18 protein-coding genes are annotated in these 17,356 nt (G+C 69.5%); 10 read left to right on the top strand and 8 right to left on the bottom strand.

Annotated features, from left to right (window positions below):
- Nucleotides 1–68 precede the first annotated feature (68 nt).
- From QRN23_RS06250 to QRN23_RS06225, 6 genes are all read left to right on the top strand, one after another.
- Complete coding sequence (locus tag QRN23_RS06250) at nt 69–848, top strand: biotin--[acetyl-CoA-carboxylase] ligase (RefSeq protein ID WP_285062926.1); 780 nt, start codon at nt 69–71, stop codon at nt 846–848.
- A 4-nt stretch (nt 849–852) separates the two neighbouring features.
- Entirely contained in the window at nt 853–1,401 is a 549-nt protein-coding gene (locus QRN23_RS06245; protein WP_285062925.1) for a PH domain-containing protein, read from the top strand.
- Between the two features lie 28 nt (nt 1,402–1,429).
- Nucleotides 1,430–2,734 (top strand): UDP-glucose dehydrogenase family protein, encoded by a 1,305-nt coding sequence (locus QRN23_RS06240; RefSeq protein WP_200412269.1) that lies wholly within the window; start codon nt 1,430–1,432, stop codon nt 2,732–2,734.
- Nucleotides 2,735–2,809: 75 nt separating this feature from the next.
- Nucleotides 2,810–3,979 (top strand): 5-(carboxyamino)imidazole ribonucleotide synthase, encoded by a 1,170-nt coding sequence (locus QRN23_RS06235; RefSeq protein ID WP_255477487.1) that lies wholly within the window; start codon nt 2,810–2,812, stop codon nt 3,977–3,979.
- A gap of 86 nt (nt 3,980–4,065) precedes the next feature.
- A complete protein-coding gene (purE, locus tag QRN23_RS06230; RefSeq protein ID WP_199736262.1) occupies nt 4,066–4,533 on the top strand; it encodes a 5-(carboxyamino)imidazole ribonucleotide mutase in 468 nt (155 codons plus the stop codon).
- Nucleotides 4,534–4,580: 47 nt separating this feature from the next.
- Complete coding sequence (locus tag QRN23_RS06225; RefSeq protein ID WP_173151206.1) at nt 4,581–5,873, top strand: LCP family protein; 1,293 nt, start codon at nt 4,581–4,583, stop codon at nt 5,871–5,873.
- A gap of 109 nt (nt 5,874–5,982) precedes the next feature.
- Here QRN23_RS06225 and QRN23_RS06220 read toward each other — a convergent pair whose 3' ends face one another.
- Genes QRN23_RS06220 through rfbB form a run of 3 tightly spaced genes read right to left on the bottom strand, consistent with a single transcriptional unit; the run spans nt 5,983 to nt 8,970 of the window.
- Nucleotides 5,983–7,122, bottom strand: a complete 1,140-nt coding sequence (locus QRN23_RS06220; RefSeq protein WP_285062922.1) for a glycosyltransferase family 4 protein — start codon at nt 7,120–7,122, stop codon at nt 5,983–5,985.
- Nucleotides 7,097–7,987: a dTDP-4-dehydrorhamnose reductase gene (gene rfbD, locus QRN23_RS06215; protein ID WP_285062920.1), complete on the bottom strand. Its 891-nt coding sequence runs from the start codon at nt 7,985–7,987 to the stop codon at nt 7,097–7,099. The genes QRN23_RS06220 and rfbD overlap by 26 nt, the downstream gene beginning before the upstream one ends.
- Nucleotides 7,987–8,970: a dTDP-glucose 4,6-dehydratase gene (gene rfbB, locus QRN23_RS06210; RefSeq protein WP_056225636.1), complete on the bottom strand. Its 984-nt coding sequence runs from the start codon at nt 8,968–8,970 to the stop codon at nt 7,987–7,989. The genes rfbD and rfbB overlap by 1 nt, the downstream gene beginning before the upstream one ends.
- Nucleotides 8,971–9,227: 257 nt before the next feature.
- Here rfbB and QRN23_RS06205 point away from each other — a divergent pair, with 257 nt between their 5' ends.
- From QRN23_RS06205 to rfbA, 4 genes are all read left to right on the top strand, one after another.
- Nucleotides 9,228–10,124, top strand: coding sequence for a M15 family metallopeptidase (locus tag QRN23_RS06205; RefSeq protein ID WP_285062916.1), 897 nt, complete (start codon nt 9,228–9,230; stop codon nt 10,122–10,124).
- Nucleotides 10,125–10,145: 21 nt separating this feature from the next.
- Complete coding sequence (locus QRN23_RS06200; RefSeq protein WP_123570444.1) at nt 10,146–10,376, top strand: hypothetical protein; 231 nt, start codon at nt 10,146–10,148, stop codon at nt 10,374–10,376.
- An 80-nt stretch (nt 10,377–10,456) separates the two neighbouring features.
- Entirely contained in the window at nt 10,457–11,083 is a 627-nt protein-coding gene (locus QRN23_RS06195) for a dTDP-4-dehydrorhamnose 3,5-epimerase family protein (protein ID WP_285062915.1), read from the top strand.
- A gap of 1 nt (nt 11,084) precedes the next feature.
- On the top strand, nt 11,085–11,948 hold the full coding sequence (gene rfbA, locus QRN23_RS06190; protein WP_285062913.1) for a glucose-1-phosphate thymidylyltransferase RfbA: 864 nt from the start codon (nt 11,085–11,087) through the stop codon (nt 11,946–11,948).
- A gap of 88 nt (nt 11,949–12,036) precedes the next feature.
- Here the strand turns inward: rfbA and QRN23_RS06185 are convergent, their stop codons facing one another.
- The 5 genes from QRN23_RS06185 to QRN23_RS06165 all read right to left on the bottom strand — a co-directional run bounded on the left by QRN23_RS06185 (nt 12,037) and on the right by QRN23_RS06165 (nt 17,353).
- Nucleotides 12,037–13,032, bottom strand: coding sequence for a hypothetical protein (locus QRN23_RS06185; RefSeq protein ID WP_285062911.1), 996 nt, complete (start codon nt 13,030–13,032; stop codon nt 12,037–12,039).
- Nucleotides 13,029–13,871: a glycosyltransferase family 2 protein gene (locus tag QRN23_RS06180; RefSeq protein WP_277959422.1), complete on the bottom strand. Its 843-nt coding sequence runs from the start codon at nt 13,869–13,871 to the stop codon at nt 13,029–13,031. Before QRN23_RS06180 ends, QRN23_RS06185 begins: the two co-directional genes overlap by 4 nt.
- Entirely contained in the window at nt 13,868–14,998 is a 1,131-nt protein-coding gene (locus QRN23_RS06175; RefSeq protein WP_285062909.1) for a glycosyltransferase family 4 protein, read from the bottom strand. The genes QRN23_RS06180 and QRN23_RS06175 overlap by 4 nt, the downstream gene beginning before the upstream one ends.
- A gap of 71 nt (nt 14,999–15,069) precedes the next feature.
- Nucleotides 15,070–16,152, bottom strand: a complete 1,083-nt coding sequence (locus tag QRN23_RS06170; protein ID WP_285062907.1) for a glycosyltransferase family 2 protein — start codon at nt 16,150–16,152, stop codon at nt 15,070–15,072.
- Nucleotides 16,124–17,353 (bottom strand): ABC transporter ATP-binding protein, encoded by a 1,230-nt coding sequence (locus QRN23_RS06165; protein ID WP_123570821.1) that lies wholly within the window; start codon nt 17,351–17,353, stop codon nt 16,124–16,126. The genes QRN23_RS06170 and QRN23_RS06165 overlap by 29 nt, the downstream gene beginning before the upstream one ends.
- Between the last annotated feature and the right edge of the window lie 3 nt (nt 17,354–17,356).

Here is a 17,356-nt window from a genome sequence, read left to right as displayed (position 1 = left end):
AGGTTTCCACGCGTGGACGCCGTCGGACGTCGTAGGAGTCGTCAACCGAGGCCGCCTAGGCTGACCCGATGGACTTCCCCCTCAGCGCGTCCGTCAGCCCCCGTCTCGTGGTGCTCGAGTCCACCGGATCGACCAACGCCGACCTGCTGGCCGCCGTCGACGAGCCGCACCTGGCGACCTGGCTGACCCTCGACCAGTCCGCCGGGAGGGGCCGACTCGGTCGACGGTGGGAGACCGCGCCCGGTCGTTCCCTCGCGGCGAGCGTCCTGCTGCACCGGGGCGACCTGCCGGTCGACGCGCTCGGCTGGGTGCCGCTCCTCGCCGGCGTCGCGATGCGCGCCTCCGTCCAGGGCCTGCTCCCGGGTGGCGACGTCACGCTGAAGTGGCCCAACGACGTGCAGGTGGCCGGCGGAAAGGTCTGCGGCCTGCTCGCCGAGCTGAGGCCCGACGCGAGCGCCGTGGTCGTGGGGGCCGGGGTCAACCTCACGGTGCCGGCCGGTGAGCTGCCGACGCCGACCTCGACGTCGCTCGGTCTGCACGGTGCGCGGGGCACGGCTCACGAGCTCGCCGACGCCGTGCTGTCGGCCTGGGTCTCCGGTCTGGCCCGGTTCGTCGCCGACCTCGCCGCTGCCCGGGGCGACGCCGTGGCGAGCGGCGCCCTGTCGCTGGTGCGCACGCACTGCGCGACGCTGGGGCGCGACGTCCGCGTCGAACTCCCCGGAGGCGCGGCTCTCGTGGGCGAGGCCGTCGACGTCGACGAGGCGGGCCGGTTGGTCGTGCGTTCCGCCTCGACCGGCGGGCTGACGGCCGTCGCTTCGGGTGACGTCACGCATCTGCGGTATGAATGAGCCTGTGAGCAGCGACGGACCACAGCCGACCGAGTACGTCGTCGCGCGGCTGCGTCCCCACGCCCGCGTGCTGTTCTGGCCGTCCCTCGGGCTCGTCGGCATCTGCGCCGCGACCGGCTACTTCGGCGGTCGCTTCGACGTCGCCTGGCAGAACTACGTCGTGCTGGGCGCGGCCGTCGCCCTCATCGTGCTGCTCTGGTTGGTGCCCGTGCTGATCTGGCTCGGCAAGCGCTACGTCATCACCTCGCGTCGCCTCGTCGTGCGCAAGGGGCTGTTCGTACGCACTCGTCAAGAGTTGCTCCACAGCCGCGGCTACGACCTCACGGTGCGCAAGAACTCGGTGCAGAGCGCCTTCCGCAGCGGAGACGTCCTGATCAACACCGGCCTCGACCGTCCGCTCGTCCTCTGGGACGTGCCGTCGGCCGACCTCGTCCAATCGACCCTGCACGACCTGATGGAGTCGAACCTCAACAGCGTCGCGCAGCGTCGCCAACACGAGCAGTCCGTCGGACACGCCGACACCACCTCATGGGGCGACGACCGGGTCATCTGATCCGGCTCGCGTGATATAGGATATTACAATGCGAATCTCAGTCATCGGTTGCGGTTACCTCGGAGCCGTGCACGCCGCGTGCATGGCCGACCTCGGGCACGACGTGGTCGGCATCGACGTCGACCCGGGCAAGATCGCCCTGCTCTCGTCGGGTCACGCCCCGTTCTTCGAACCCGGCCTGCCCGAGGCCCTCCGCCGGGCCCTCGACTCGGGGCGACTGCGGTTCTCGACCGAACCGGCCGACGCCGCCGGTTCGCAGGTCCACTTCGTCGCCGTCGGCACCCCGCAGACCCCGGGCAGCGACGCGGCCGACCTCACCTACGTCGACGCCGCGGTCCAGGGGCTCTTGCCCCACCTCGCCGACGGCGACCTCGTGGTGGGCAAGTCCACCGTTCCCGTCGGCACCGCGAGCCGACTCGCCGACCTGGTCCGCGCCTCCTCCGGGGCCGACCTGGCCTGGAACCCCGAGTTCCTCCGCGAGGGCTTCGCCGTGGCCGACACCGTCGCGCCCGACCGCTTCGTCTACGGAGTGCCCGACGGTGACGCCGGTGAGCGGGCGACGGCCGTGCTCGACGAGGTCTACGCGACGGCTCTGGCGACGGGCACGCCCCGGCTCGTGACCGGGTACGCGACGGCCGAACTGGTGAAGGTCTCGGCCAACGCGTTCCTCGCGACGAAGATCTCGTTCATCAACGCGATGGCCGAGATCGCCGAGGCCACCGGTGCGGACGTGACGCAGCTGGCCGACGCGATCGGGCACGACGCCCGCATCGGCCGCCGGTTCCTCAACGCCGGCCTCGGCTTCGGCGGCGGGTGCCTGCCGAAGGACATCCGAGCGTTCCGGGCTCGATCGCGCGAGTTGGGGCTCGAGTCCCTGGACTTCCTCGCCGACGTCGACGCCGTGAACCTGCGCCGCCGCGACCGCGTCGTCGAGCTCGCGGGCGAGTTGCTCGGCGAGGTGCGCGGTGCGCGTGTCGCCGTCCTCGGGGTGGCGTTCAAGCCCGACAGCGACGACGTCCGCGACTCGCCGGCCCTCGACGTCGCCCGACGACTGCACGCCGCCGGGGCCGACGTGGTCGTCCACGACCCCGAGGCCAACGAGACCGCCGCCCGGCTGGCTCCCGACCTCACCTACGTCGGGGACGTCCCCACCGCCCTCCGCGACGCCGAGCTCGTGTTGGTCCTCACCGAATGGGCGCAGTTCAAGGCGCTGCGTCCGGCCGACGTCGTCGCCCTCGTCTCCCGGCGCCGCATCGTCGACGCGCGCAACGTGTTCGACCCCGCCGAGTGGCGCGAGGCCGGGTTCGAGTTCCGGGGGCTCGGGCGACCGTAGCCTCGCGACGGCCAGGTCGACCATCGGGCAAGATGGTTCGAGCCGGAAGCCGACGGATGAGCCCGTCCTCTCCCGGTGACGCCCGGAGCACGACAGGAAGAGGACCAGATGGCAAACCGTGTCGGCGTGATCGGCGGCGGCCAGCTCGCCCGCATGATGATCCCGCCCGCCGTCCACCTCGGCATCGAGATCAGCGTCCTAGCCGAGGCCGAGGGCAGTTCGGCCAGGCTGGCGGCGACACAGGTGGGTGACTACCACGACGTCGACGTCGTCCTCGATTTCGCCCGCACGGTCGACGTGGTCACCTTCGACCACGAGCACGTTCCCCAGCAGGTCCTGACCGCCCTCGTCGACGCGGGCGTGCCCGTGCATCCCGGGCCGTCCGCGCTGGCCGTCGCGCAGGACAAGATCGTCATGCGTCAGCGGCTCACCGAGCTCGGGCTGCCCGTCCCGGACTGGGCGGCCGTCCACGACGCATCCGAGCTCGAGGCGTTCCTCGCCGACCACGGAGGCCGGGCGGTCGTCAAGACCGCGCGGGGTGGTTACGACGGCAAAGGCGTGCGCGTGGTCTCGGCCGCGCACGAAGCCGACGACTGGTTCGGAGCCCTGGCCGAGGACGGCAACGGAGGCGCGCTCCTCGTCGAGGAGCTCGTCGAGTTCCGGCGTGAGCTGTCGCAGCTCGTGGCCCGTCGTCCGAGCGGCGACATCGTCCCGTGGCCCCTCGTCGAGACCGTCCAACGCGACGGGGTCTGTTCCGAGGTCTTCGCCCCGGCGCCCTCGAGTGCCGGTCGCCTGGCCGACCTGGCCGACGAGATCGCCCGGACGGTCGCCGAGCGGCTCGACGTCACCGGGGTCCTGGCCGTCGAGCTCTTCGAGACGACCGACGAGCGGCTGCTGATCAACGAACTCGCCATGCGGCCGCACAACACCGGCCATTGGACGATCGACGGGTCGACCACGAGCCAGTTCGAACAGCACCTCCGGGCCGTGCTCGACCTGCCCCTGGGCGACACGGACTGCCACCGCCCGTGGAGCGTCATGCTGAACGTGCTCGGCGGACCGGCGACCGGGTCGATGGCCGACCGTCTCCCCGCTCTCATGGCCGACCAGCCGGCGGTCAAGGTCCACGACTACGGCAAGGAGCCGCGGCCCGGTCGCAAGGTCGGTCACGTCACCGTGGTCGGCGACGACCTCGACGAGGCCGTCTTCCGGGCGCGCGCCGCTGTCGAGTTCTTCACCGACTGACGGCTATCCTCTAGTCCGTGTCCGACCCGAAGAGCACCGACGTGCGCCCGAACGACCCCGCCGTGCCCGCGAAGGTCGCGATCGTCATGGGCTCCGACAGCGACTGGCCCACCATGCAGGGCGCGTCGACGATCTTGTCCGAGCTGGGCATCCCGCACGAGGTCGAGGTCGTCTCGGCGCACCGCACGCCCGACAAGATGATCGCCTTCGGTCGAGACGCCGCCGGTCGGGGGATCTCCGTCGTCATCGCCGGGGCCGGGGGAGCAGCGCACCTGCCCGGCATGATCGCCTCGGTGACGACCCTGCCCGTGGTCGGCGTGCCCGTCGCGCTGGCCAAGCTCGACGGTCTGGACTCGTTGCTCTCGATCGTGCAGATGCCGGCGGGCATCCCCGTCGCGACCGTGTCGATCGGTGGCTCGGTCAACGCCGGCCTGCTCGCGGCCCGCATCATCGGCGCGCACGACCCGGCCGTCGCCGAGCGGTTGGCCCGTCACGCCGAGTCCCTCGCCGGTCTGGTCGAGCAGAAGAACGCCGACCTGCGCCGATCACTGTGAGCACGTCCCTGCCCGTGCGTCACCCCGACGCCACCTCCGAGCCCTTCATGACGAAGCGAGCGTGGGTGCTCGTCCTGTTGAACGTGGTCGTGCCCGGCTCGGCCCAGGTGCTCGCGGGCAGCCGCCGGCTCGGCCGGTGGGGGCTCGCCTCCACCCTGGTCTTCTGGGCGGTCGCGGTCGTCGTCATCGTCCTGGCGTTCGCCTTCCGCTCGCCCCTGATCGAGATCGCGACCAACGTCGTCGCCCTCACGATCGTCCAGGTCTTCCTCGCGTACTACGCGGTGTTGTGGGTGGTGCTGACCGTCGACACGTTGCGCTTGGCCCGCATCGTCCGGACGGCCCCCTCGGCGCGGGGATTCCTCGCCGGAGCGATGGTGCTCTTGATGGTGGTGACCGTCGGGCCCGCCGCCTACGGGGCCTACCTCGCCGGGGTGCAGCACGGTCTGCTGAACAGTCTCTTCACCTCGAGGGCCGACGCCGCACCTCCTGTGGACGGTCGCTACAACATCATGTTGCTCGGCGGTGATGCGGGGGCCGACCGCACGGGTCTGCGTCCCGACAGCATCTCGGTCGCCAGCATCGACGCCGAGACCGGTGCGACCACCATCGTGGGAATCCCGCGGAACCTGTACGACGCGCCCTTCGTCGCGGGATCGCCGCTGTACGGCGAGTACCCCGACGGCTACGACTGCGGTGACGACTGCCTCGTGAGCTTCCTGTACACCTACGGGGAAGAGCATCCCGACCTCTACCCCGATGCCGAGTCGAGGGGAAGCAACCCCGGGGTCGAGGCGATGCGCGACGCCGTCGAGGGCATCACGGGCCTGACGGTGCAGTACTACGCCCTCATCGACATGCAGGGCTTCGTCGACCTCATCGACGCGCTCGGCGGCATCCAGGTCGACGTGCAGCAGCGCATCCCGATCAACGGAGGCGTGGACGGCAACGGTCAGCCGATCAACGTCGACGGCTGGATCGAGCCCGGCGAGCAGAAGCTCGACGGGTACCACGCCCTCTGGTACGCCAGGGCGCGGCACGGCACCAGCGACTACGACCGCATGGCTCGTCAACGCGAGGTGCAGCAGGCGCTCCTCTCCCAGTTCCAGCCGGCGACGGTGCTCTCGAAGTTCCAGGCAGTCGCGTCGGCCGGTGTGCAGACCGTCGACACCGACATCCCGCAGGGTGCCCTTGCTGCCTTCGTCGACCTGGCCGTCAAGGCGAAGTCGCAGCAGATCACGAGTCTCGAACTCGTGCCGCCCACCTATGACAACGTCTACCCGGACTACGACGCGATGCGCACCGCCGTGGCGCAGGCCACGACGTCCGTCACCGCACCCTGACGACCCGTCTCAGGCCGTGCGTCGAGGCCGGTCGGCGGAAGCGGCCGGGTGAGGAGGCGCCCCTCTGCCGCGCCGGTCACGCGCGTCGTGACCCGTGTCTCCGGGTTCCTCAGAGGTCGGCGTGCAGCTGCCACACCTTGTCGGCCGAGTCCCGCCAGCTGAAGGCGCGCGCCCGGTCGATCCCGGCGATGCCGAGACGTGTCGACAGTTCGACGTCGGAGACGACCTGGAACATGGCCTGGGCGAGGCGCTCCGGGTAACCGGCGGAGTCTTCCCGCGGCACGCTGACGGCCGCGTCCGCTGCCACCTCGAGGAGGGCGGGGGCATCCGAGACGATGGTGGGCGTGCCCAGGCTGAACGCCTCGACGACGGGCAGCCCGAACCCCTCGGCGAGACTGGGGAACACGAAGACGGACGCGCGCTGCAACAGGACGGCGAGCTGCTCGTCCGACACGAAGCCCATCGTGCGGACCTTGTCGGCGGGGAGCCCTGCCGCGGCGACCAGGTCGGCCACCTTCAGGTCTCCCCATCCCTCGGGGCCGACGATCAGCAGAGGCAGGTCGGGGGCGTCGGGGTGTGCGAGGGCCCGGATGAGGGGCTCGAGGCCCTTGCGCGGTTCGAGGGTGCCGACGCTGAGGGCGTACCGTTCGGGAAGGTCCAGGGCATCGGCGACCTCGTCGGCGTCCGCGGGGACGGCGAGCTTGGGGCTCACGGCGCCGCCGATGACGCGCAGGCGGTCGCCGAAGGGGAACAGCTCGGAGAGCTCGCGAGCGACGCTGTGCGTCGGCACGACGACGCCGTCGGCGTGCTTGAAGGCCCGCTTGGTCATCGCCTTGTGCCAGCGGACGCCACGAGTGGTGAGGGTCTCGGGGTGGGTCCACGGCACCGTGTCGTGGATCGTGACGACGGTCTGCGTTCCCGGGTCGAGTGCGCGGTCGTGACGGTAGAGGGGAGCGAGCAGGCTGGTCGCGTGGACCATCCCCCGGCCGGGAAGGCCGACGACGCCGCCCTGCCATGCCAGCGACAACTCACGGCGACCGAGTGGCGACTTGGCGACACGGGACAGCCCCGGGAGCAGATCCGTCAACCGGTCGTAGTCGGTCTGTGGGTGGGCCGCCACGACGCCCTCGACGTCGCAGCCGCGGGGAGCCGTCTCGACGAGGGCCCGGGTCAGCTCTTCCGTGTAGCGCCCGATGCCTCCGGGGATGGGAGCCAGGATCTGGTCAACGACTACTCGCAGCGTGGTCATCGGTCTGCAACACTCCCCTGCTCGCGGCCTCGGCCAGCGCTTCTCTCCACGGACGCATGGGCGCCAGTCCGGCCCGCCCCCACGCGTCGTGGCCGAGGACGCTGTAGCTCGGTCTCGGTGCGGGACGGACGAAGGTGGAGCTGTCCGTCGGCAAGACCCTGGCCGGATCGAGTCCGGCTTCGTCGAAGACGGCCCGGGCGAACTCGAACCAGCTCGTACTGCCGGAGTTGGTGCCGTGGTACACGCCGGCCGGAGCGTCGGAGTCGAGCAGCGCGACGATCTGGGCCGCGAGGTCGGCCGTCCACGTCGGCTGACCGAGCTGGTCGTCGACGACCTTGACGGTGTCGTGCGAGCCTGCGAGCTTGACCATCGTCTTCGCGAAGTTGCCCCCGTGGGCACCGTACAGCCACGCCGTGCGCACGACGAAGGTGCCCTCCGGGTTGGCGGCGAGGGCGAGCTTCTCTCCCTCGGCCTTCGTGCGGCCGTAGGCGCTGACCGGCGCGATCGTGGCGTCCTCGGCATAGGGCGTGGTGGCGTCGCCGTCGAAGACGTAGTCGGTCGAGACCTGGACGAGCTTCGCCCCGACGGATGCCGTCGCCTCGGCCAGCAGACCGGCGGCGGTGCCGTTGACGGCCAATGCGGTCTCTTCGTCGGTCTCGGCCGCGTCCACGGCGGTGTACGCGGCGGCGTTGATGACCACGTCGTGTCCCTCGACAGCGGCGAACACGGCGTCCCGGTCGGTCACGTCGAGGTCCGCGCGGCCGAGGACCGTGACGTCACGCCCGAAGAGCGCCTCGAGCAGGTCGGTGCCGAGCATGCCCCGGGCCCCGGTGACGAGGTACTTCGAGTTCTGAGGGGCGGCCATCACAGGGCGGCGCGCTCTTTGAGCGGCTGCCACCACTCGCGGTTGTCGCGGTACCACTGGACGACGTCGGCGAGACCCTTCTCGAACGGGACCTGGGGCTCGTAGCCGAGCTCGTCCCGGATCTTCGAGATGTCGACGGAGTACCTCAGGTCGTGGCCCAGACGGTCCTGGACGCGGTCGACGTACGACCAGTCCTTGCCGGTGGCCTCGAGCAACATCTCGGTGAGCTCTTTGTTGGTGAGCTCGGTCCCGCCGCCGATGTTGTAGATCTCTCCGGCGCGACCGTTGACGAGCACCATGGCGATGCCACGGGTGTGGTCGTCGACGTGCAGCCAGTCCCGGATGTTGTTGCCCTCGCCGTAGAGCGGCACGTGCACGTCGTCGATCAGGTTCGTGACGAAGAGCGGGATGACCTTCTCGGGGAAGTGGTAGGGGCCGTAGTTGTTGCTGCAGCGCGTGATGGAGACGTTCAGCCCGTGCGTACGGTGGTAGCTGCGGGCGAGCAGGTCGCTCCCGGCCTTGGAGGCGGAGTAGGGCGAGTTCGGTTCGAGCGGTCGGTCCTCGGCCCAGGAGCCCTCGGCGATGGAGCCGTAGACCTCGTCGGTCGAGACGTGCACGAAGCGCTTCAGGTCGTTGCGCAGGGCGGCGTCGAGCAGCTGCTGCGTTCCCAGCACGTTCGTCTCGACGAAGATCGAGGCGTCGCGGACCGAGCGGTCGACGTGGGACTCCGCGGCGAAGTGGACCACGGCGTCGACCTCGGGGAAGAGCGTGTCGAGCAGGGCACCGTCACGGATGTCGCCCTTGACGAACGTGTAACGGGGGGAGTCGGCGACACTCGCCAGGTTGGCCTCGTTGCCCGAGTAGGTGAGCGCGTCGAGGACGACGACCTCGGCCCCTTCGAGGCCCGGGTAGGCGTCTTCGAGGGTGCGGCGGACGAAGTTGGAGCCGATGAAGCCGGCTCCACCGGTGACGAGAATTTTCACAGTGGTCCCTTGGGGTCGATCGCAGGCGGTCGAGCCATCATATCGGACCGGTCGCTCGCCTTCGGGAGGTCCCGGAAGCGCCGCGGCTGTGACGGTGGTCGACAGCAGGCGGGGCGGTCGATCCCGTCGACTGCCCCCAGTCGTGGGGGGAAGCGATCCTCGGGAGCGCCGGAAAACCGGGGTACACGGCCCGGGGGACGACACGACCCGGGGAGAAAGGTCTGGACCGTCGGCGTCGCTCGTGCGAACGTCGTCGCATGCCCCTAGACGAATCCGACTCCAGAGGTCTGCCCTCCGGGGCGCCCTCCCTCGATCGCCGTGGCCTCCTGCTCGGTGTCGGCGTCGCCGGTGCGGTCGCCGCGGCGGCCGCCTTGTCGAGGCCCGAGCGGGCGGCCGCCGCTGTTCAACTCGGTGAGACGACGGCGGGCGTGGACACCGTGGCCGAGGCCTTGGCGGCCGCCGCGCTCCAGGCCTGGGGTGGCCAGACGAACGGCAAGGTCCCCGCAGCGCTGATGTCGCCCGTCCAGGCGTCCGTGGCCGGCTCCGGGTACCTCCGGGACGACGCGGCCCGTCAGTACCTCTCCCTGAGCCTCGCCTTCCGCAGCGCCGTGGGACGATCCCTCACGATCACCGAGGGCTATCGCAGTTACGAGCGGCAGGTCGACTACTGGAACCGCTACCAGGCGGGCACCGGCAACCTGGCCGCCTACCCGGGCACGTCGAACCACGGTTGGGGCATCTCCTGCGACTTCGGGGCCGGGGTCGATCAGGCCGGCAGCGTGGCCAAGCGGTGGATGGACGCCAACGCGCCGTCGTACGGGTGGAGTCCCACGGGCAACACGTTCTCCCGACCCGAGCCCTGGCACTTCGACTACGTGGGTGCCTATGCCGGGCCCGCGGGTGCCGTCCAGGGCGACAGCGGCCTCGTCACCGTCCGGGCGACGGAGGCACTGGACGGCGTCGGCACCGGGTACACGGCGTTGCTCGGATTCCGTTCCCTCCGGCATCTGACGACCATCGACAAGGTGAACGCCCTCCGGGTCGTGGGAGTGCCCTACTACGAGGTCGGCCGGCAGAACTTCTACCTCCTGGTGGATGCCTTCTCCGTCCCTCGAACCGCCATCACCGGCGACTCCGACTACTGGCGCCGCTGAGCGTCTCGAGAAAGGAACTCCATGATCGTCCTCCATTGCCCAGACAGCCTTCCCGAGGTCGGCCGCGGCTACGTCTGCGTCGTCGCCCCGCGCATGATCCGCCACGTGACGACCGAATCGACGGTGGTCGCGCTGCGGGCCGTCGGCTTGGCTCCGCGCAACATCAACGCCGCCGGGTTCTACGATCTCATCGCCTCCCTCGGCATCCCGCGGACCGAACTGAAGACGGGCGCCGACTGGTCGGGCCGCTGATCACCCCCCGTCGGGAGCCTCGTCGTGCTCCCGCTCGCTCCTCCCGCGACCGCGTCCATCCGGCTTGGTAGGCTGCCCGGGTGCAGATCCGCGAACTCAAGATCCCAGACAGTTACGAGATCACTCCGAAGCAGTTCGGCGACGACCGTGGCGTGTTCCTCGAGTGGTACCGCTTCGACAAGTTGGCCGACGTAGTCGGTCATCCGATCGACCTGCGTCAGGCCAACACGTCGGTGTCGAAGAGGGGCGTCGTCCGTGGCATCCACTTCGCCGACGTGCCTCGAGGGCAGGCGAAGTACGTGACCGCCACGCACGGTGCGGTGCTCGACTACGTCATCGACATCCGTGTCGGTTCCGCGACGTTCGGTCAGTGGGACACGGTCCTCCTCGACGACGTCGACCGCCGTGCCATCTACCTGGCCGAGGGGCTCGGGCACGCTTTCGTCGCCTTGAGCGACGACGCGACGGTGAGCTACCTGGTCACCGACACGTTCAACGCCGACAAGGAGCACGGCATCGACCCCCTCGATCCCGAGATCGGCCTGGTCTTCCCCGACGAAGCCGGAGAACCGTTGCTGTCTGCCAAGGACACCGACGCGCCCTCTCTCTCCGAGGCGGCCGACGCAGGGCTGCTGCCCACCTGGTCCGACATGCGGGCGTTCTACGACTCGCTCGACGGGGCGTCCGCCCTCGAGAAGGGCGTCTGACGTGAAGGGGATCATCCTCGCCGGCGGGTCCGGTACGCGCCTGTGGCCCATCACCAAGGGCATCTCGAAGCAGCTCATGCCCATCTACGACAAGCCGATGGTCTACTACCCCTTGTCGACGCTCATGATGGCTGGCATCCGAGAGGTGCTCATCATCACGACACCCGAGTACAACGACCAGTTCCGTGCCCTGCTCGGTGACGGCTCGCAGCTCGGCATGGACATCCAGTACGCCGTCCAGCCCTCGCCCGACGGCTTGGCCCAGGCGTTCATCATCGGTGAGGACTTCATCGGCGACGACAGCGTCGCTCTCGTGCTCGGGGACAACATCTTCCACGGGGTCGGCTTGGGGTCGAATCTGAAGAAGAACGCGGACGTCAGCGGTGCGACCATCTTCGCTTACCACGTGGCCGATCCGAAGGCCTACGGCGTCGTCGAGTTCGACGAGTCGTTCAAAGCCGTGTCGATCGAAGAGAAGCCGATCGCTCCGAAGAGCAACTACGCCGTGCCCGGCCTCTACTTCTACGACAACAAGATCATCGAGATCGCCAAGACGATCGAGCCGAGCGCCCGGGGGGAGCTCGAGATCTCGACGGTCAACGAGCGTTATCTCGAGGCGGACGAACTGCAGGTGCAGGTGCTCGATCGAGGGACCGCGTGGCTCGACACCGGTACCTTCGAATCGATGATGCAGGCATCGGAGTACGTCCGTGTCATCGAAGACCGTCAGGGCCACAAGATCGGGTGCATCGAGGAGATCGCCTGGCGGAACGCCTGGATCGACGACGAGGACCTCGCTGCGTTGGCGGCGCCCCTGGCCAAGAGCGGCTACGGCGTCTACCTCCAGAATCTCCTCAAGGCCTGACCACGGAGAGGGCCGAGCCGCCGCCGGCAGCTCGGCCCGCGTCCTTCGTCCTCGTCGGGGGCCCGAACGGCCCTGTCGAGCGAGTCGGCTACGCGCCCGCTGCGTGTGCGGGGTGGGGCGGCCTGGGGTTCAACCGACCCTGACGACGCCCCTTGGCCGACGACCCGATCTCGGGTCCGATCGGGAACGAACCATCCTCGAGTCCTCGGTGGAACTCGTCCTTGCGTTCATGCAACCCGTGGTATTGGTTCTTGTGCTCGAGGACGAAGCCGATCTCGGTGTCGGCCTTGACGATCGTCCAGCCGAGCGTGCGAGCGTAGTGCGACATCCACTGGTCCTCCAAGAATGCGTAGCGCTCCGGGAGCGACAGGAAGAACCGGTCGTCGTCCACCAGCGACGCGTCCACGATCGTGCCTCCCGTGCCTCCGTGGTCCGCGATGCTGCCGACCGAGATCTGGACGCGATCCCAGTACGACGGACCGAAGTCGAACGCCCACCAGGCAGCGATGCGTCGAGGGGAGTGGTCTGCCAAGAGGTCGTCCACGAACGACGGGCGGACGTCCTGGTCGTCGTCGAGCATGACCACGGGACCCTCGTAACCACCGTTGCGCAGCAGGCGGATCGCGACGAACCGTGCGAGCCCGCCGAGGTTGGTCGGGCTGTGCACGACGTCGACGCTGCGGAGCGAGCCCGAGGGCACGTGATCGTCGAGCCAGGCGTACTCCGCCCTCAGGGCGAGATCGTTGTTCCAGAGCAGTACCCGGACCGGGCGGGCCGGGTCCAGTCGCTCGAGCATCGTGACGATGTCGTGGATCCGTTCGGGCCTGTTCCACAGGCACATGACGAGCGGGATGGAGTCGTCGTCGGGCGCCGTCCATCGAGCAGACCTCGTCGACGTCACCCCTCCTTCGAGCACCGCGAGCAGGCGCTCGTGCCATCCGCCCGCTTCGAGGGTGGACAGCGCTCTCCGACGGGCGAGCACGAGTGACAGGCGCTCTCCCTGGCCGGCGGCATCGACGAGTCGCCGCGCTGCGCGACGCGCCTCGTGCCGGAGACGGGACAGTGCCCGTGAAGGAATGCTCATCGAGTCACCCACCAGCCTCGGACGCGCAGGCCGACGCGGAGGACCAACCGCACCGGCCAGAGCAGGGGGCCGCGATAGCGTCGCGACAAGTACCTGTAGGCGCTCGCGTGGTGCACGCGCTCCATGGTCTTGGCATTGCTCGAGGTGGAATGAGCGCCGCTGTGCATGACGACGGCGTCGGGCACGTAGACGTTGTCCCAACCGGCGCGGCCCAGTCGTGCGCCGAGGTCGACGTCCTCGAAGTACATGAAGTACCCCTCGTCGAATCCACCGATCGCGTCGAAAGCGGTGCGCCGCACCAGGACGCAGGCGCCGGAGAGCCAGCCGGCCGTTCGTTCGTCGGTCGTCTCGCGCGCCGCCCAATAGCTCTGGCTCCAGGGGTTGTGCGGCCAGACCCGGGAGAACGCGGCGTGGCCGATCCCCGTCCGGAGTGAGGGGAGCCGCCGAGCGGAGGGATACACGTCACCGGCCTCGTCGACGATCCGTGGGCCGAACGAGCCGCCGAGGGGGAGTCGATCGGCAGCGGCGAGCAAGCGGTCGACGGACCCTGCTTCGAGTACGACGTCCGGGTTCGTCACCAGCACGAACTCGACGTCCTCGTCGATCGTCGAGAGGCCGTAGCGGATGCCGCCGCCGTATCCGAGGTTCTGACCGGACACCACGAACCGGGCACCGTGCTCGGTGGCGATGGAGCGCACGAGGTCGACGTCTCTCGACCCGTTGTCGCTCACGACCGTCACGACCGGGACGGAGGCGGCGGCCGGGATGCTCTGGAGCAGAGGCCTCAAGGTCTCACCCGTGTCGAAGGTGACCGTGACGACCGCGATCCGCGCCGTCACGCGGCAGCCTCGCGATACGCCTCGAGGGTCGCGTCGGCCGTCGCGGCCCAGGTGAAGAGGCGGGCTCGGGGGATCGCCCGGTCGCGCAACTCGTCGCGCCGAGCACGGTCGGAGACCAGGCGCCGCAGGGCGTCGAGCAGAGCGTCCTCGTCGGGCTCGCTGTAGTCGGCCGCGTCTCCCGCCACCTCGGGCAGGGACAGGCGGTCGGTGGTGAGCACGCAGGCGCCACAGGCCAGAGCCTCGAGGACGGGCAGGCCGAAGCCTTCGCCCGAACTCGGGTACACCACGAACTCGGCGGCGCCGAGGAGGCTGCGGAGCTGCTCGAGGGGGAGGTAGCCCAGTTCGCGCACCGCATCCTGGGCCGCGACGCGGTCGAGTTCGGCGACCGCGTCGTCGTCCCAACCGCGTGCCCCTGAGATGAGAAGAGTCGGGACGTCTTCGCGTTCGCGCCGGAGTCGCTCATGGGCTCGGACGAGAGGCCCGACGTTCTTCCGGGGTTCGATGGTCCCGAGGAACGCCACCCACCGCTCGGAGTCGGACAGTCCGTGGGCGGCTCGGAACACGGCGGTCTCGTCCGGCCCGGGCGCGTGGAAGACATCGAAGTCGACGCCGAGTGCCGTCGTGGTCAGGGTCGACCGCACTCGTCGGACGTGTCGCCGGAACTCTCGGGCGCTCGCGTCGCTCGGCACGACACAGGGTCGTCCCGAACCGAGTGCGAGGCGCGTCCAGGCCGTGAAGAAGAGGCGCTTGGTCACGGAGTGCCACTGGGGGTCGCTGAAGAACGTCGCGTCGTGCAGCGTCACCACGGACCCCCGACGCCGGAGGAGAGGGAACGTGTAGTGCGGCGAATGCACGACATCGCTGCCCAGGCGTCTGGCGAGAGCGGGCAGCCCGAGCTGCTCCCACACGAAGCGGAGTGGTTTCGTCCGCAGCCACCGTGGACCCACGACGACGTTCGCACCGGGAGCGACGTCGCTGACGTGCTGCCGGTGCTCGGGGCGGACCACGACCGCGAGGTCGAGGTCGAGGGGGTCCAGGGCGCCGAGGAGACCCTCGACGTAGCGACCCACGCCTCCCAGGTCGACCGGCATGGCCGTGCCGTCGATGAGAACGGAGTAGTGAGGCACACGCCGCCCTTCGCTGACTGACTCGATGAACCGTCGACCAGCATACCGTCGAGCGTCCGACCGGCCCGCCCTCAGCGGCTTGGTCCGCCTGGTCGGCGCAGTCCGGTCGTCAGGTCGATGTCCCGACGTCGGTACGTCGCACGACGAGCCAGCTCGCGACGGTGCCGCAGGTCGGCGGGGAGTCCCGTCAACGACGCGAGGAGGGCAGCCCGGACCGCGGGCGCGTCGGGGGATCGGCGGGCCGTCGTGGTCAGGACGCGGACGACGGTCCGCAGGACGGCTCGCACGACCGTTGCCACCGACGCGTGCCACACCGCGACCTTGATGCGGTTGCGAGCGTTGTGGAAGACGAACGTCCACGACGTCGTGCCCGAGGAGGCGGAGTGGCGGTGGACCAGGACGGCAGCCGGTTCGTGATGCACGACGTGACCGCGTTCCGCCAGCCGCCAGCTGAGCTCGGTGTCCTCGTAGTACATGAAGAGACTCTCGTCGAAGAGACCGACGTCCTCGAGGGCGGACGCTCGCAGCAGGACGCCTCCACCCGAGAAACCGAACACGTCCCGCCCGCCGGTCACGGCCTCCCGGGGGACCAACCAGTCGCGATCCAGTCCGTTGCCTGATCGGTCGACGACACCACCGGTCGAGTTCACCAGCGTGCGGCCGTGGTCGTCTCGACGCCAGCGGGAACCGTTCGCGGCGACGAAGTCGTCGGGTCGTCCGGCCGTGGTCGGCACCTGAACGAATCGCCCTTCGAGTTCGAGGCGCGCGGTGACCGCGGCGACGGCGGTCGGCGCCGCGTCGACGTGCGCCACCAGTGCACGCACGAACCCCGGAGCGGGGACCGCGTCGTTGTTGACGAGCACGTAGCGATCCGCGGGGTGATGCCGGATGGCCGCGTTCACCCCCGCTGCGAAGCCGCCGTTGCGCGTGAGGGCCAGGAGGCGGTCACCGGTCGTTCCGTCTCGCAGACGATCCACCGAGTCGTCGTCAGAACCGTTGTCCACGACGAGGACCTCGAAGTCGGCTCCCTCGGGTGCGGTCGCTTCGCGGTCGAGCGCGGCGACGCACCGAGACGTCAGATCTGCGTTGTTCCAGTTGACGACGACGACGAGGGTCGTCGGGACCTCAGAGCTGGACGAGTTCGGGTTCGGCATGGACCGTGCCGACCGCCAGCGCGTAGGCCGGCACGTCGAAAGAGGCTCCCTGGGGCAGGTCGTGGACGTGCACACCTCGGGGGTCCATCAGTGAGGCGTTGACGAAGTACTTGCCCTCACCGAACGCGACGTCCTTGAGGACGAACTTCAGCCTGCGGGTGCCCTGCAACCGGGAGAGGTCGATGCCCATGCGCGTGCTCGTCGTCCCGTAGACCACCTGACCGGACGCACTGTTGATCTGCAGCGCTGCGATCCAGTCGTCCATGCCGGTCGCGTGTTCGAACTCCATCGTGACCTCGAGATCGTCACCGGGCAGGATGCGGGTGTCGCCGACCCGGCCGGACGCCGCGACGGAGACGTTCGTGACGTGACCCGAGCCGACGAGGGGGTCGTGGGCCTGCTCCGCTTCCGTCTGGCGCCGATCCTCGAGGAGGTCGCGGAACATGGCCACCGCGTCGTTCGGCTCGCCGTCGAACAACACCGTGCCCTTGTTCAGGAAGACCGCGCGAGTGCAGAGTTCCTGGACCTGGGCGAGCGAATGCGTGACGATGATGATCGTCCGGCCCTCGGCCTGGAACGAACGGATCTTGTCCAGGCACTTCCGCTGGAACGCCTCGTCGCCGACCGCCAGCACCTCGTCCACGAGGAGCACGTCGGGGTCGGTGTGCACCGCCACCGCGAAGGCCAACCGGACGTACATTCCGGACGAATAGAACTTCACCTGGGTGTCGATGAAGTCGCCGATGCCCGAGAACGTCACGATGTCGTCGAAACGGTCCTCGGTCTCGCGACGCGTGAGGCCGAGGAGGGCGGCGTTCAGGTAGACGTTCTCGCGTCCCGTCAGGTCGGGGTGGAATCCCGCGCCGAGTTCGAGCAGGGCCGCCAACCGTCCGCGGCGGGACACCGTGCCGGTCGTCGGCTGGATGATGCCGCCGATCGCCTTGAGGAGCGTGCTCTTGCCTGAGCCGTTCTGGCCGATGAGTCCCACCGTCGTGCCCGCCTGGATGCTGACGTCGACGTCGTTGAGGGCCCAGAAGTCCTGTCGGTGACGTCGACCCATCTTGCCGAGGGTGACCAGGCGCTCTTTCAGCGAGTTGTCCTTGCGGACGGTGAACCTCTTCGACACGCCCTTCACGACGATGACGTCGGGCGCCTCGACGGCCGGGCGCGGAGGTGTGCTGAGGATGTCGTCGTTGCTCATGGC

The organism is Frigoribacterium sp. ME-P-080 (assembly GCF_030209595.1).
In the GTDB taxonomy this organism is placed as follows: Bacteria; Actinomycetota; Actinomycetes; order Actinomycetales; family Microbacteriaceae; genus Frigoribacterium.
Note: the sequence above shows the minus strand (reverse complement) of the source record. Positions and strands in the feature narration are given on the sequence as shown.

Bases quoted from the DNA above. Each gene is read 5' to 3' on its own strand.
- QRN23_RS06185 (WP_285062911.1), bottom strand. From the start codon at position 13,032: ATGAGCATTCCTTCACGGGCACTGTCCCGTCTCCGGCACGAGGCGCGT.
- QRN23_RS06170 (WP_285062907.1), bottom strand. From the start codon at position 16,152: ATGCCGAACCCGAACTCGTCCAGCTCTGAGGTCCCGACGACCCTCGTC.
- QRN23_RS06220 (WP_285062922.1), bottom strand. From the start codon at position 7,122: ATGACCACGCTGCGAGTAGTCGTTGACCAGATCCTGGCTCCCATCCCC.
- rfbD (WP_285062920.1), bottom strand. From the start codon at position 7,987: ATGGCCGCCCCTCAGAACTCGAAGTACCTCGTCACCGGGGCCCGGGGC.
- QRN23_RS06250 (WP_285062926.1), top strand. From the start codon at position 69: ATGGACTTCCCCCTCAGCGCGTCCGTCAGCCCCCGTCTCGTGGTGCTC.
- QRN23_RS06205 (WP_285062916.1), top strand. From the start codon at position 9,228: ATGCCCCTAGACGAATCCGACTCCAGAGGTCTGCCCTCCGGGGCGCCC.
- QRN23_RS06240 (WP_200412269.1), top strand. From the start codon at position 1,430: ATGCGAATCTCAGTCATCGGTTGCGGTTACCTCGGAGCCGTGCACGCC.
- QRN23_RS06225 (WP_173151206.1), top strand. From the start codon at position 4,581: ATGACGAAGCGAGCGTGGGTGCTCGTCCTGTTGAACGTGGTCGTGCCC.
- purE (WP_199736262.1), top strand. From the start codon at position 4,066: ATGGGCTCCGACAGCGACTGGCCCACCATGCAGGGCGCGTCGACGATC.
- QRN23_RS06165 (WP_123570821.1), bottom strand. From the start codon at position 17,353: ATGAGCAACGACGACATCCTCAGCACACCTCCGCGCCCGGCCGTCGAG.
- QRN23_RS06200 (WP_123570444.1), top strand. From the start codon at position 10,146: ATGATCGTCCTCCATTGCCCAGACAGCCTTCCCGAGGTCGGCCGCGGC.